The organism is Aquamicrobium terrae (genome assembly GCF_040545735.1).
Taxonomy (GTDB): Bacteria; Pseudomonadota; Alphaproteobacteria; order Rhizobiales; family Rhizobiaceae; genus Mesorhizobium; species Mesorhizobium terrae_A.
In genome coordinates this window covers 233,051-248,081 of the sequence record NZ_JBEPML010000001.1, presented here as the reverse complement: position 1 = coordinate 248,081, position 15,031 = coordinate 233,051, and the positions used below count along the sequence as shown (strand labels likewise).

13 protein-coding genes are annotated in these 15,031 nt (G+C 64.2%); all 13 read right to left on the bottom strand.

Going from position 1 to position 15,031, the window contains the following annotated elements; translation table 11 throughout:
- Nucleotides 1-32: 32 nt before the first annotated feature.
- Nucleotides 33-1,361 (bottom strand): proline--tRNA ligase, encoded by a 1,329-nt coding sequence (gene proS, locus ABID37_RS01145; RefSeq protein ID WP_354192123.1) that lies wholly within the window; start codon nt 1,359-1,361, stop codon nt 33-35.
- 625 nt (nt 1,362-1,986) lie between these two features.
- Entirely contained in the window at nt 1,987-2,256 is a 270-nt protein-coding gene (locus ABID37_RS01140; protein ID WP_354192121.1) for a DUF1467 family protein, read from the bottom strand.
- Entirely contained in the window at nt 2,253-2,660 is a 408-nt protein-coding gene (gene mce, locus ABID37_RS01135) for a methylmalonyl-CoA epimerase (RefSeq protein WP_354192120.1), read from the bottom strand. Before mce ends, ABID37_RS01140 begins: the two co-directional genes overlap by 4 nt.
- A 40-nt stretch (nt 2,661-2,700) precedes the next feature.
- Nucleotides 2,701-4,371: a ribonuclease J gene (locus ABID37_RS01130; protein WP_354192119.1), complete on the bottom strand. Its 1,671-nt coding sequence runs from the start codon at nt 4,369-4,371 to the stop codon at nt 2,701-2,703.
- 131 nt (nt 4,372-4,502) lie between these two features.
- On the bottom strand, nt 4,503-5,339 hold the full coding sequence (locus ABID37_RS01125) for a biotin--[acetyl-CoA-carboxylase] ligase (protein ID WP_354192118.1): 837 nt from the start codon (nt 5,337-5,339) through the stop codon (nt 4,503-4,505).
- Nucleotides 5,339-6,775 carry an NADH-quinone oxidoreductase subunit NuoN gene (gene nuoN / locus ABID37_RS01120; protein WP_354192117.1) on the bottom strand — a complete coding sequence of 479 codons (1,437 nt, stop codon included), beginning with the start codon at nt 6,773-6,775 and terminating at the stop codon, nt 5,339-5,341. The genes ABID37_RS01125 and nuoN overlap by 1 nt, the downstream gene beginning before the upstream one ends.
- 18 nt (nt 6,776-6,793) lie before the next feature.
- Complete coding sequence (locus tag ABID37_RS01115) at nt 6,794-8,299, bottom strand: NADH-quinone oxidoreductase subunit M (protein ID WP_354192116.1); 1,506 nt, start codon at nt 8,297-8,299, stop codon at nt 6,794-6,796.
- Nucleotides 8,296-10,269 carry an NADH-quinone oxidoreductase subunit L gene (gene nuoL / locus ABID37_RS01110; RefSeq protein ID WP_354192115.1) on the bottom strand — a complete coding sequence of 658 codons (1,974 nt, stop codon included), beginning with the start codon at nt 10,267-10,269 and terminating at the stop codon, nt 8,296-8,298. The genes ABID37_RS01115 and nuoL overlap by 4 nt, the downstream gene beginning before the upstream one ends.
- 9 nt (nt 10,270-10,278) lie before the next feature.
- Nucleotides 10,279-10,587, bottom strand: coding sequence for an NADH-quinone oxidoreductase subunit NuoK (nuoK, locus tag ABID37_RS01105; RefSeq protein WP_035023851.1), 309 nt, complete (start codon nt 10,585-10,587; stop codon nt 10,279-10,281).
- A 1-nt stretch (nt 10,588) separates the two neighbouring features.
- Nucleotides 10,589-11,209: an NADH-quinone oxidoreductase subunit J gene (locus ABID37_RS01100; protein WP_354192113.1), complete on the bottom strand. Its 621-nt coding sequence runs from the start codon at nt 11,207-11,209 to the stop codon at nt 10,589-10,591.
- Between the two features lie 134 nt (nt 11,210-11,343).
- A complete protein-coding gene (gene nuoI / locus ABID37_RS01095) occupies nt 11,344-11,835 on the bottom strand; it encodes an NADH-quinone oxidoreductase subunit NuoI (protein WP_354192112.1) in 492 nt (163 codons plus the stop codon).
- Nucleotides 11,835-12,881, bottom strand: coding sequence for an NADH-quinone oxidoreductase subunit NuoH (gene nuoH, locus ABID37_RS01090; RefSeq protein WP_354192111.1), 1,047 nt, complete (start codon nt 12,879-12,881; stop codon nt 11,835-11,837). The genes nuoI and nuoH overlap by 1 nt, the downstream gene beginning before the upstream one ends.
- 3 nt (nt 12,882-12,884) lie before the next feature.
- Nucleotides 12,885-14,966, bottom strand: coding sequence for an NADH-quinone oxidoreductase subunit NuoG (gene nuoG, locus ABID37_RS01085; RefSeq protein WP_354192110.1), 2,082 nt, complete (start codon nt 14,964-14,966; stop codon nt 12,885-12,887).
- Nucleotides 14,967-15,031: the final 65 nt, after the last annotated feature.

Genomic DNA, 15,031 nt, shown 5'->3' with positions numbered 1-15,031 from the left:
TCCGGCCTTCTGCGTCACGGCGGCGGTCTGGTTCACGCGGCTTTCTCCACCATGGCCAAGAGGTCTTCGATCTTCTTCACGTCGCGCTCGCCGGTCCTGCGGTTCTTGACCTCGACGGTCCCTTCGGCAACGCCGCGCGGGCCGACGATGACCTGCCACGGCAGGCCGATGAGATCGGCGGTGGCGAACTTGGCGCCCGGCCGCTGGTCGGTGTCGTCGTAGAGAACCTCTTTGCCGGCGTTCTCATAGGCGGCGAGAAGCTGCTCGCACAGCGCGTCGCAGCCGGCATCGCCCGGCTTCATGTTGATCAGCGCCACGTGGAACGGGGCGACACTCTCGGGCCAGATGATGCCGTTCTCATCGTGGCTGGCCTCGATGATGGCCGCGATCAGCCGCGAGGGGCCGATGCCATAGGAGCCCATCGAGACGAAATGCTCCTTGCCGTCCGGCCCGGTAACCTTGGCGTCCATCGGCTTGGAGTATTTCTCGCCGAAATGGAAGATATGCCCCACCTCGATGCCCCGGGCCGAAACCTGCTCGCTCTCGGCAATCGCCGCCCATGCGGTTTCGTCGTGCATCTCGTCGGTTGCGGCATAGGGCGTCGTCCACTTCTCGACGATGCCGGCGATTTCCCCGTCATTGGCGAAGTCGACATCCTCGCCGGGCACTTCGAAGCCCAGGTAATCCTTGTGGCAATAGACCTGGCTTTCACCGGTGTCGGCCAGGATGATGAATTCGTGGCTGAGGTCGCCGCCGATCGGACCCGTGTCGGCGCGCATCGGGATCGCCTGCAGGCCCATGCGCGTGAAGGTGCGCAGATAGGCCACGAACATGCGGTAGTAGGCGGCCTTGGCGCCCTCGTAGTCGAGATCGAAGGAATAGGCGTCCTTCATCAGGAACTCGCGCGAGCGCATGACGCCGAAGCGCGGCCGCACCTCGTCGCGGAACTTCCACTGGATGTGGTAGAGATTGAGCGGAAGATCCTTGTAGGACTTCACATAGGCGCGGAAGATGTCCGTCACCATTTCCTCATTGGTCGGCCCGTAGAGCATGTCGCGCTCGTGCCGGTCCTTGATGCGCAGCATCTCCTTGCCATAGGCGTCGTAGCGGCCGCTCTCGCGCCACAGGTCGGCCGACTGGATGGTCGGCATCATGATCTCCAGCGCGCCGGAACGATCCTGCTCCTCGCGAATGATCCGGCAGACCTTGTCCAGGACGCGCTTTCCGAGCGGCAGCCAGGAAAAGCTGCCGGCCCCCTGCTGACGGATCATGCCGGCACGCAGCATCAGCCGGTGCGAGACGATTTCGGCCTCGCGCGGGTTTTCCTTGAGAATGGGCAGAAAGTAGCGCGACAAACGCATAAGCTGTTCCGTGAGAGAAAGGGCGCCACCGGAATCGGCGCGCCGAGGCCTGTTTGCTTCGGCTTCATAGCCATTTCATGGCAAGTTGGAAACCCGCAGCCGCCGCGGGCGTATCGACGCAAGGCGCCTTCATCGTCGAGGATTGCGGAGGTGACTACCGAGCGGGCAATTCATGCCGACTTATTGTGCATTGCAGCACATTTAAGTCCTCTTCTGCGCAAAATTTATAGTGACTTTGCCGGCTCTGTTGGTCTAGTGTTCCCTGCATAATCGAGAGAGCAGAGAGAAATCTGTTCTCCTACGCGGTCTAAAGTCTTGGGAGGATGCGATCTAGGCGCGGTTACTCGCAGCCGCCGAATACCGGAAACAGATCGGACGCGTTTAATTTGCAAGGCTTCCAGCCTTGCATTTTTTTTGTTCAGATTTGAGCAACTGCGGCCCGCACAAGGCCGTCACCGAGTTGATCCATAAGATCAACACAGCCTCCGATCCTTTTGTTTCAGGCTAGTATTCCGGAAGTGATGCTTAGCACAGCGGGCGTTCTGATGAACGCCACCCGCTGCTCAGCAATGATTTATAGCCGAATTTGTGCAACGCCAGACGATTCCGTCTGGCTGCAAAATGCTCAGTCGAAATCCGGCACCATGCGCGGAATGTCGTCGAAGCTGTAGCCCATCCCCCAGGTGACGCCGAAGTAAGTGCCGACGATGAGCGTGGTGATGATGGTCGTCCAGATCACGGCGCGCAGCATATGCGGGCCGCGCGGCGCGCTGGAGACGGTGCCCAGCGTGACATTGTCGTCCTCGTCCTGCGTCGTCACGCCGAACGGCAGGATGGCGAACAGCACCAGCCACCACATGACGAAATAGATGGCGACGAGAGAAACCCAACTCATGACTGTTCCAGTTCGACCAGCGTTCCGCAGAAATCCTTCGGATGCAGGAACAGGACCGGCTTGCCGTGCGCGCCGATCTTCGGCTCGCCATCGCCAAGCACCCGCGCGCCCCCGGTCTTGAGCCGGTCGCGCGCGGCGAGGATGTCGTCGACTTCGTAGCAGACATGATGCATGCCGCCGGCCGGGTTCTTTTCGAGGAAGGCGGCGATCGGCGAACCTTCGCCCAGCGGCTCCAGCAATTCGACCTTGGTGTTGCCGAGATCGACAAACACCACCGTCACGCCGTGCTCGGGCAGCGCCTGCGGCTCGGTGACCGCGCCGCCCAGGGTGTCGCGATAGGTCTCGGTCGCCTTCGCAAGGTCGGGCACCGCGATGGCGACATGATTGAGACGTCCGAGCTTCATTGCCTCACTCCCCAATGCCTGCCCGATAAACGGCTTACGGTCACCGCGTCACGAACACCGTGACCAGCGGCTTCTTGCCCCAGGCCTCGTTGGCGGCGGCGCGCACCGCGCGACGCACGGATTCCTGCACCAGATCGAGGTCTTTTCGGCGCTGGCGCGGGATAGAGTCCACCGCGCCTATTGCCGCATCGAGCATCAGCTCTTCCAGCGGCTCGCCGCCGGCATCGGCTTCCGCCACGCCGATGGCGACGACATCGGGATCGCCGGACAGCTCATAACGGTCGTCCAGCACCACATTGACCGCGACATGGCCGGCATAGGACAGCTTGCGCCTGTCACGGATGCCCATCGCCTCGTCCGTGCCGACCAGCTTGCCGTCCTTGTAGAGGCGGCCGAACGGCACCTGATCGACGATGGTGGCCGCACCCGGCCACAGGCGCAGCATGTCGCCGTCGCGCACCTGCGCCACTTGGCCGATGCCGGACATGGCCATCAGCGAGCCCTGCGCGACCAGATGCGCCGCCTCGCCGTGCACCGGCACGCCGATCTGAGGGCGCACCCATTCATACATGCGCCTCAGCTCGCTGCGACGCGGATGGCCGGAGACATGCACCAGCGCATCGCCGTCCTCGATGATCTTCATGCCAAGGTCGATCAGGCGGTTCTTGATCTCCAGGATGGCCTTCTCGTTGCCGGGAATGGTGCGCGAGGAGAAGATCACCGTGTCGCCGGCCGTCAGCGAAACCGTCTTCATCTCGTCGCGGGACAGCTTGGCGAGCGCCGCAAGCGGCTCGCCCTGGCTGCCGGTGCAGATGATGACCAGTTCGCGACGGTCGATGAAGCCGTAGTCCTCCTCCAGGACGAACTCCGGCAAGCCGTCCATGTAGCCGAGGTCGTCCGCCACCTCGATGACGCGCTTCAGCGAACGGCCGAGCACGAGGCATTTGCGGCCTGCATCGCGGGCGGCGCGGGCGATCGAAAGGATGCGCCCGACATTGGATGAAAATGTCGTTATGGCCACCCGGCCCTGCGCCTGCTCGATCAGCACCTTGAGGCTGGCGCCGACTTCCTCTTCCGAAGGCGAATCGCCATCGCGCAGCGCATTGGTAGAATCGCAGACCAGCGCCAGGACGCCCTTGTCGCCATAGGCCCGGAAGCGTGCCTCGTCGGTCTTGGGCCCCAGCGTCGGCGCGGGATCGATCTTCCAGTCGCCGGTGTGGATCACCGTGCCGGCCGGCGTGGTGATGGCCAGCGACATCGGTTCGGGAATGGAATGGGCAACCGGAATGGCCTCGATCTCGAACGGCCCGACGGTGAACTTCTCGCCGCCACGATAGATGGTGACCGGGATCTTCGGCGCGCCCTGCTCCGACTGCCGCTTGGCTTCGAGCAGACCGGCGGCGAACGGCGTCATCCACACCGGCGCCTGCAGGCGCGGCCAGATGTCGTGCAGCGCGCCATAATGGTCTTCATGCGCGTGGGTGATGACGATGCCGCGCACCTTCTCCAGCTTGTCCTCGATGAAGCGCGTGTCCGGCAGGATGAGGTCGACGCCGGGATGTGCCGGATCGGGAAAGGTCACCCCGACATCGACGATCAGCCATTCGCGCGCGTTCGCCGGCCCATAGCCGTAGAGGCCGAAGTTCATGCCGATCTCGCCCACGCCGCCAAGCGGCACGAAAACCAGTTCGGCATTTTCCGTCGCAGCCATTCCCGTCTCCAAACTATACGGCGTTCAATTCCAGGTAGAGCATTTCGGCTTCTTCTGGAATTCAGTAAACGCCCAATCTTCCTGTTCTGCGCGATTCCGGCTGCAAACCGGCTCCCGCCGTCCTGAAATCGCTACACGGCGCCGGCGCTGGCGACCGCGCCGAAATGCACGTCGCCCGCCGCGATCGTCACCACGCCGCCGTCATGGTCGCGGATCACGAAGCGGCAATCCTCGTCGATGGTTTCGAAAATACCGCGCACGATCCTGTTGTCGACCCGCACCGCGACCTCGCTGCCGATCCCGGCGGCGCGCTCCAGCCAGCGCTTGCGGATGGCCGAAAGGCCCCGCCCCTCGCTCCACAGCCGTGCATTGTCGGCCCAGGCATCGGACAGGGCCAGGAACAGCGTTTCGGCATCGCAGGTCGCGCCGAGCTTGTGCAGGGACGTAGCGGGATAAGGCAGGCCGTCGGGATGGGCGACGACATTGACGCCGATGCCCACGGCGACCGCGAACCGGTTTTCACCCAGCACGGTCGATTCCAGCAGGATGCCGGCAAGCTTTGCGCCGGAGGCCAGCACATCGTTCGGCCATTTCAGCGCGAAACGGTTGCGCGCCCCTTCGCCCGCCCCGCTGCCGGCGTCGATGCCGACTGCGATGCTACCCTTCGGCGTCACCGCATCCAGCGCATCGGCCAGCGCCAGCCCGGCGACGAAGCCGAGCGTCGAGGCAAGCTTCAGCTCGTAGTCGGCAACGACAAGCAGCGTTGCCGCAAGATTCCCCGGCGGCGACTGCCAGGCCCGGCCGCGACGGCCGCGCCCGCTCTGCTGGTTCTTCGAGACCACCCACAGCTTGCCGGGATCGCCGGCACGGGCGTGCTCGAGCGCCTGCGCGTTGGTGGAGCCGACCGTGTCGAGCGCCTCGAGGCGATAGCCTTCGGATGCCGCCGTCGGCGCCAGCGCAAACGCCATCAGAAGAACGTCTTGGCGGCGGCCTGCGCCATGGTGCTGATCGGGCCGCCGATGAGCACGTAGAACACCACGAAGGCGCCGGACAGGCCGAGGATCACCCGCAGCTCGGCGGCCATCGGCTGGAAGCCGCCGGCCGGCTCGTCGAACCACATGATCTTGATGATGCGCAGGTAGTAGAAGGCGGCCACGACCGAGGTCAGCACGCCGATGATGGCCAGCGCGTAGAGGCCGGCATCGATGGCCGCCAGGAAGACGTACCACTTCGCCCAGAACCCGGCCAGCCACGGAATGCCGGCCAGCGAGAACAGCAGGATGGTTAGCAGCGTCGCCATCACCGGATTGGTCTGCGACAGGCCGGCCAGATCGCCGATCTCCTCGACATTCTCGTCATTGCGCCGCATGGCGATGATGAAGGCGAACATGCCGAGCGTCATGGCGACATAGATCAGCATGTAGATGATGACGCCGCGCACGCCCGCCTCGCTGTTGGCAGCGAGGCCGACCAGCGCGAAGCCCATATGGCCGATGGAGGAGTAGGCCATCAGGCGCTTGAAATTGCGCTGGCCGATGGCCGCGAACGAGCCGAGCGCCATCGAGGCGATGGAGACGAACACGATGATCTGCTGCCAGTCGGCGGCCGACGGCTGGAATGCCTCCATGACCAGGCGCAGGATCAGCGCCATGGTGGCGACCTTCGGGGCCACGGCGAAGAAGGCCGTGACCGGCGTCGGCGCGCCTTCGTAGACGTCGGGCGTCCACATGTGGAACGGTGCCGCCGAAATCTTGAAGACGAGGCCGGCGAGGATGAAGACCACGCCGAACAGCACGCCCACCTGCCGCTCCTTGCCCGACAGGGTCGAGGCGATGACCTCGAAGTCGATGGAGCCGGTGTAGCCGTAGACCAGCGAGATGCCGTAGAGCATCATGCCGGTGCCGAGCGCGCCGAGCACGAAATATTTCAGGCCCGCCTCGCTGGAGCGCAGGCTGTCGCGGTTGATGGCCGCGACGATGTAGAGCGCCAGCGATTGCAGCTCGAAGCTGAGGTAGAGCGCGATCATGTCGTTGGCCGAGGCCATCAGCAGCATGCCGACGGTCGAGAGCATGACCAGCACCGGATATTCGAAGGAATCGAACTTCTGGGCGCGGCTGTAACCGATCGACATGACGAGCGCGACCGCCGAGCCGCCGAGGGTGAGCAGCTTCATGAAGCGCGCGAAGGGATCGAGCACGAAGGAATCCCCGAACGCCCTGCCCTCGCCCGTGGCGAACATCAGCCAGGCGCCGGCCGCGGCCATGACCAGAACGGCAAGCGTGGAGACGAGCGTGCTCGGACGGCCGCTTGAGAACACGCCGATCATCAGGAGCACCATGGCGCCTGCGGCCATGATGAGCTCGGGCGTGACGAGCGCGAGACTGGTGGAGAGTTCCGGCGTCATTGTTCCCTAAGTCTCCGGTCAGTTTGCGGCCGCGGTCTGCGCGGCATTGATCGATGCGGTGACGTTGCTCACCAGCGTCTTCACCGACTGGGCGGTCACGTCCAGCACCGGCGCCGGGTAGACGCCGAAGAAGATCGTCAGCACCACCAGCGGATAGAGCACCGCCTTCTCGCGGCCCGAAAGGTCGAGCATGCCCTTGAGGCTGTCCTTGGTCAGCGCGCCGAACACGACGCGGCGGTAGAGCCATAGCGCATAGCCGGCCGACAGGATCACGCCGGTGGTGGCGAACAGCGCCACCCAGGTGTTGACCCGGAACACGCCGAGCAGCGTCAGGAACTCGCCGATGAAGCCGCTGGTGCCGGGTAGGCCGACATTGGCCATGGTGAAGATCAGGAAGGCCACCGCATATTTCGGCATGTTGTTGACGAGGCCGCCATAGGCGTCGATCTCACGCGTGTGCATGCGGTCGTAGATGACGCCGACGCACAGGAACAGCGCCGAAGACACCAGACCGTGCGACAGCATCTGGAAGATGGCGCCCTGGATGCCCTCGGCGTTCATGGCGAAGATGCCCATGGTCACGTAGCCCATGTGGGCGACCGAGGAATAGGCGATCAGCTTCTTCATGTCCTCCTGCATCAGCGCCACCAGCGAGGTGTAGACGATGGCGACGACCGACAGGGTGAAGACGAAGGGCGCGAACATCTCCGAGGCGATCGGGAACATCGGCAAAGAGAAGCGCAGGAAGCCGTAGCCGCCCATCTTCAGCAGGATGCCGGCCAGGATGACCGAGCCCGCCGTCGGCGCCTCCACGTGCGCGTCCGGCAGCCAGGTGTGCACCGGCCACATCGGCATCTTCACCGCAAAGGAGGCGAAGAAGGCGAGCCATAGCCATGTCTGCATATTGGCCGGAAAATCATGCGCCAGCAGCGTCGGGATATCCGTGGTGCCGGCCTGCCAGAACATCGCCATGATGGCGAGCAGCATCAGCACCGAGCCGAGCAACGTGTAGAGGAAGAACTTGAACGAGGCATAGACGCGCCGCTTGCCGCCCCACACGCCGATGATGATGAACATCGGGATCAGGCCCGCCTCGAAGAAGACGTAGAACAGCACGATGTCGAGCGCGCAGAACACGCCGATCATCAGCGTCTCGAGCAGCAGGAAGGCGATCATATACGCCTTCACGCGCTTCTGCACCGATTCCCACGACGCCAGGATGCACAGCGGCATCAGGAAGGTGGTGAGGATGACGAACAGCATGGAAATGCCGTCGACGCCCATATGGTAGGAGATGCCGCTGTCCAGCCACTCCGCCTTTTCCACCATCTGGAAGCCGGCCTGCGAATTGTCGAAGCCGATCCACACGAACAGCGACACCACGAAGGTGAACACCGTCGTCAGCAGCGTGATCGAGCGGATGTTGCGGCGACCGTTCTCGTTGTCGTCGTTGATCAGCAGCACCAGAAGGGCGCCGACCAGCGGCAGGAACGTGACCGTAGAGAGAATGGGCCAGTCGGTCATAGCATCATCCAGGTGGCAAGTGCGGCAACGCCGATCAGCATTGCGAAGGCGTAGTGATAGAGGTAGCCGGACTGCAGCTTGACGACACGCTGGGTGACGTCGATGACGCGCGCCGAAACGCCGTCCGGCCCGAGCCCGTCGATGATCTTCCCGTCACCGGTCTTCCACAGGAAGCGGCCGAGCGCCTTGGCGGAGCGCACGAACAGGAAGTCGTAAAGCTCGTCGAAATACCACTTGTTGAGCAGGAAGGCGTAGAGCCCGCGATGCTGCGCTGCGAGCCGCTTCGGCGTCTCCGGCGAGCGGATGTAGAACTGGTACGAAACGAGGAAGCCGATCACCATCGCCACGAACGGCGACAGCTTCACCCACATCGGCACGCCGTGCATCTCGTGCAGGACGTGGTTGTCGGCCGAGGTGAACAGCGCCGTCTTCCAGAATGCCTCGTAGGCGTCGCCGATGAACTGGTCGTGGAACAGGAAGCCCGCGAACAGCGCGCCGACCGCGAGGATGTAGAGCGGCACCAGCATCACCGGCGGCGATTCATGCACGTGGTGCAGAACCTCCTCGCTGGCGCGCGACTTGCCGTGGAAGGTCATGAAGATCAGCCGCCAGGAATAGAAGGAGGTGAAGCAGGCGGCGATCACCAACAGCGTGAAGGCGAAGCCCGCCACCGCATTGTGGCCGACGAAGGCGCTTTCGATGATGGCGTCCTTGGAGAAGAAGCCGGCGGTGCCGATGACCGTGGCCGGGATGCCGACGCCGGTCAGCGCGATGGTGCCGATAATCATCATCCAGTAGGTCGCCGGGATCAGCTTGCGGATGCCGCCCATGTTGCGCATGTCCTGCTCGTCCGACATGGCGTGGATGACTGACCCGGAGCCGAGGAACAGCAGGGCCTTGAAAAAGGCGTGCGTGAACAGGTGGAAGATCGCCGCGCCATAGGCGCCGACGCCCAGCGCCACGAACATGTAGCCGAGCTGCGAGCAGGTCGAATAGGCGATGACGCGCTTGATGTCGTTCTGCACCAGGCCGACGGTCGCCGCGAAGAAGGCGGTGGTGGCGCCGATGAAGGTCACCACGGTCAGCGCGCTGTGCGACAGCTCGAACAGCGGCGACAGGCGCGCCAGCATGAACACGCCGGCGGTGACCATGGTGGCGGCATGGATCAGCGCCGAAACCGGGGTCGGGCCTTCCATGGCGTCCGGCAGCCAGGTGTGCAGCGGCACCTGCGCCGACTTGCCCATGGCGCCCATGAACAGCAGCAGGCACACCACGGTGATCGCCGCCGTCTTGTCCAGCGAATAGCCGAGGAAGGTCAGCACCGCGCTGCCGTCCGCGGCACCTTCGGCCGGCAGATAGGTGGCGGCGCTGGCGAAGATGGTCGACAGGTTGATCGAGCCGAACAGCACGAACACGCCGAACAGGCCGAGCAGGAAGCCGAAGTCGCCGACGCGGTTGACGATGAAGGCCTTCATCGCCGCAGCGCTTGCAGAGGGCTTCTTGTACCAGAAGCCAATCAGCAGATAGGAGGCGAGGCCAACGCCTTCCCAGCCGAAGAACATCTGCAACAGGTTGTCGGCAGTCACCAGCATCAGCATGGCGAAGGTGAACAGCGACAGATAGGCGAAGAAGCGCGGCCGGTGCGGATCGTGGTGCATGTAGCCGATCGAGTAGATGTGGACCAGCGCCGAGACGGTATTGACCACAACCAGCATGACGACGGTCAGCGTATCGATGCGCAGCGCCCAGGCGGCATCGAGCCCGCCCGATTGCAGCCAGCGCAGCACCGGCACGGTGAAGGTCTCGGTTTCCGAGAAGCCGACCGAGAAGAAGGCGACCCACGACAGCGCGGCCGAAACCACCACCAGGCCGGAGGTGATGTATTCGGATGCCTTGGCACCGAGCGAGGTGCCGAACAGGCCGACGATCAGGAACCCGATGAGGGGCAGGAAGACGATGGCTTGGTACATGGCTGCGCCTCAACCCTTCATCATATTCACGTCTTCCACCGCGATGGAGCCGCGGTTGCGGAAGAAGACCACGAGGATGGACAGGCCGATCGCCGCCTCGGCCGCCGCGACCGTCAGCACGAACAGCACGAAGACCTGCCCCACAAGGTCGTTGAGCACCGAGGAGAAGGCGACCAGGTTGATGTTGGCCGCCAGAAGCAGAAGCTCGATCGACATCATGATGACGATGACGTTCTTGCGGTTCAGGAAGATGCCGAACACGCCGATCGTGAACAGGATCGCCGAAAGTGTCAGATAATGTCCGATGCCGACGGTCATGTCAGATGCCCTTCCCCGTCTCGACCTTGCGCACTTCGATGGCGCTCTCGGGCGTGCGGCCGACCTGTTCGGAGATCGACTGACGCCTGACGCCCTGCTTGTGGCGCAGCGTCAGCACGATGGCGCCGACCATGGCCACCAGAAGCACGATGCCGGCCATCTGGAAGAAATGGATGTAATCCGTGTAGAGGATGTCGCCCAGCGCGGCGGTGTTGGTGCGCTCTGCCAGGTCCGGGATCGGCCTCGCAACCGACGAGCTCAGTTCGGGCGCCAGTACGTAGCCGCCGGTCACGATGATCAGCTCGGCGGCCAGGATCAGCCCGACAATCGCGCCGATGGGCGCATAGTGCAGCGCTCCCTGCTTGAACTCGGCGAAATCGACGTCGAGCATCATGACCACGAACAGGAACAGGACCATGACCGCGCCGACATAGACGATGAGCAGGATCAGCGCCAGGAACTCGGCTCCCGCCAGCAGGAACAGCCCCGCCGCGTTGAAGAAGGCGAGGATCAGGAACAGCACCGAGTGCACGGGATTGCGCGACGAGATGACCATCAAGGCCGACGCGACCGCGACAAGGGCGAAGAGGTAGAAGAAAGCCGCCTCTAGTCCTTCAAGCATGGGGATCCCCCGGGTTTCCAAATCCTGATTCCGTGCCGCCTCCGGTCACGAAACCGCGTGTTCCTTAGACGAGCCGTTGCGGCCAGTCCATGTTTCAAATGCCGATGTCCGGGCCGCGCGCCCGGCATCCGCGCTCAGCGATACGGTGCGTCCATCGCCATGCTGCGCGCAATTTCGCGCTCCCAGCGGTCGCCGTTGGCCAGAAGCTTGTCCTTGTCGTAGTAAAGCTCCTCGCGCGTCTCGGTCGCGAATTCGAAATTCGGTCCCTCGACGATGGCGTCGACCGGGCAGGCTTCCTGGCAGAAGCCGCAATAGATGCACTTCACCATGTCGATGTCGTAGCGCACGGTGCGGCGCGTGCCGTCGTTGCGGCGCGGACCGGCCTCGATGGTGATGGCCTGCGCCGGGCAGATCGCCTCGCACAGCTTGCACGCGATGCAGCGCTCTTCCCCGTTGGGGTAGCGGCGCAGCGCATGCTCGCCGCGGAAACGAGGGCTGATCGGCCCCTTCTCGTGCGGATAGTTGATGGTTTCCTTGGGCTGGACCATCTTCTTGATGCCGAGCAGGTAGCCGGCAACGATATCTTTCAGGATCAGCGACTTCGCCGCTTGAGCAAATGCGGACATCAGGCAAGCCCCGTCAACTTGAGGAAGGCTGCCGTGGCCACGACCATGAACAGCGAGATCGGCAGGAACACTTTCCAGCCCAGCCGCATGAGCTGGTCGTAGCGATAGCGCGGCAGCACCGCCTTGGCCATCGAGAAGATGAAGAACACGAAGCACACCTTGAGCACGAACCAGATGATGCCCGGAACCCAGGTGAGCGGCGCGATATCGAGCGGCGGCAGCCAGCCGCCGAGGAACAGGATGGTCGTCAGCGCGCACATCAGCACGATGGCGACATATTCGCCGAGGAAGAAGAGCAGGAACGCCGTCGACGAATATTCGACCATGTGGCCGGCGACCAGCTCCGACTCGGCCTCGACGAGGTCGAAGGGCGGCCTGTTGGTCTCGGCCAGCGCCGAGATCATGAAGATGATGAACATCGGGAACAGGCCGAGCCAGTGCCAGTCGAGGAAGCTGTTGGGCATGCCGAACATGGTGCCGAGCCCGTCCCTCTGCGCCAGCACGATGTCGGTCAGGTTCAGCGAACCGACGCACAGGAGCACGGTGATGATGACGAAGCCGATAGAGACCTCGTAGGACACCATCTGCGCCGCCGAGCGCAGCGCGCCGAGGAACGGATATTTCGAGTTCGAGGCCCAGCCGCCCATGATCACGCCGTAGACCTCCAGCGAGGAGATGGCGAGCACGAAGAGGATGCCGACATTGATGTTGGCGATGGCCCAGCCTTCATTGACCGGAATAACCGCCCAGGCCGTCATCGCCAGCACCGACGAAACCAGCGGGGCCAGCAGGAACACGCCCTTGTTGGCGCCGGAGGGAATGACCGGCTCCTTGAACACGAACTTGAACAGGTCGGCGAAGGCCTGGAACAGGCCCCAGGGCCCGACCACGTTGGGGCCGCGACGCATCTGCGCGGCCGCCCAGATCTTGCGGTCGGCATAGAGGATGTAGGCGACGAAGATCAGCAGCACCACGAGCAGTGCGAGGGATTTCACCAGGATGATCAGTGCCGGCAGCACATAGAAGGAGAAGAAGCTGTCGTCCATGTCCTATTCCGCCGCCTGCTGGAAGCCGCCCTGCGCCAGCGCCGAGCATTCGGCCATCACGGCCGAGGCGCGGGCGATCGGGTTGGTCAGGTAGAAGTCGCGCACCGGCGACACGAAGCCGGCCTTGTCGAGCTTGCCGCCGAGCGTGGCCACGCCGGCAACCTCCTCGGCCGATCCCGCCTCGATTTCGTCGATGCGGGCAAGATGCGGATATTCGCCATAGAGCGCGGCGCGAAGCTGCACCAGCGAATCGAAGGGCAGCCTGTGGCCGAGCACATCGGAAAGGGCGCGCAGGATCGCCCAGTCCTCGCGCGCATCGCCCGGCGCGAAGCCGGCGCGGCTGGTCTGCTGCACGCGGCCTTCCGTGTTGACATAGGTGCCGGATTTCTCGGTGTAGGTGGCCGACGGCAGGATGACGTCGGCGCGGTGGGCGCCGGCATCGCCATGGGTGCCGATATAGACCACGAAGCCGCTCTTGACCCTGCTCATGTCGATCTCGTCGGCGCCGAGCAGGAACAGCACGTCGGTGCCTTCCAGCATGGCGGCGGCATCCTTGCCGCCCTCGCCCGGCGCGAAACCGATGTCGAGACCGCCGACACGCGCCGCCGCATTGTGCAGCACGGCAAAGCCGTTCCATTCCGCCCCGACGGCGCCGACCGCCATGGCAAGCTTCGCCGCCTGACCAAGCACGGCCGCACCGTCGGCACGCGCCAGAGCGCCCTGCCCCACGATGATCAGCGGGCGCTCGGCCTTCTTCAGCGCCTGGAAGAACTTGCCGTTGCCGTCGGCCAGGTCCTTCAGCGTCTCGGGACCGGCGCCAAGAGCTTCATAATCGTAGCGCAGGTCGCCGAAGTCGCCGATCACGCCGATCGGCAGCGGCCCGGCGCGGAAGCGCTTGCGGATGCGGGCGTTGAGCACCGACGCCTCGAAACGCGGATTGGCACCGACGATGAGGATCGCATCGGCGTCCTCGATGCCCTCGATGGTCGGGTTGAAGATGTAGCTCGCGCGGCCCAGCGCCGGGTCGAGCGCGGCTCCGTCCTGGCGGCAGTCGATATTGGCCGAGCCCAGCGAAGCCATCAGGCGCTTCAGCGCATACATTTCCTCGACCGCGGAAAGATCGCCGGCGATGGCGCCGATCCGCTCCGGCGAGGCCGCGGCAATCGCGTCCTGGATGGCGGCGAAGGCCTCGCCCCAGCTTGCCGGCTTCAGCTTGCCGTCACGGCGCACATAGGGCCGGTCGAGGCGCTGGGTGCGCAGCCCGTCCCAGATGAAGCGGGTCTTGTCGGAAATCCATTCCTCGTTCACCGCGTCGTTGTTGCGCGGCAGGATGCGCATGACCTCGCGGCCGCGCGTGTCGACGCGGATCGCGGAACCCACGGCATCCATGACGTCGATGGATTCGGTCTTGGTCAGTTCCCACGGCCGCGCCTGGAAGGCGTACGGCCGCGCGGTGAGCGCGCCGACCGGGCACAGGTCGATGACGTTGCCCTGCAGTTCGGAGGTCATCGCCTGCTCGAGATAGGTGGTGATCTCGGCATCCTCGCCGCGGCCGATCAGGCCGAGTTCGGAAATGCCGGCCACTTCCGTGGTGAAGCGGACGCAACGCGTGCAATGGATGCAGCGCGTCATGATCGTCTTGACAAGCGGGCCGATATACTTGTCCTCGACCGCGCGCTTGTTCTCATGGAAGCGCGAGGAATCCATGCCGAACGCCATGGCCTGGTCCTGCAGGTCGCACTCGCCGCCCTGGTCGCAGATCGGGCAATCCAGCGGGTGGTTGATGAGCAGGAACTCCATCACGCCTTCGCGGGCCTTCTTGACCATCGGCGTGTTGGTGAACACTTCTGGCAGCTCGCCTTCCGGGCCGGGGCGCAGGTCGCGCACGCCCATGGCGCAGGATGCCTGCGGCTTGGGCGGGCCGCCCTTCACCTCGACAAGGCACATGCGGCAGTTGCCGGCGATCGACAGCCGCTCATGGAAACAGAAGCGCGGCACTTCCGCGCCGGCCACCTCCGCCGCCTGCAGCAGCGTGTAGTGGTCGGGTACCTCGATCTCTTTCCCGTCGACCTTCAGCTTTGCCATCTTGCCTCAACCCCGCAGCCGTGCCGCGATCTCCATTGCGGGCGCCATCGAAACGGCGCCCGGCC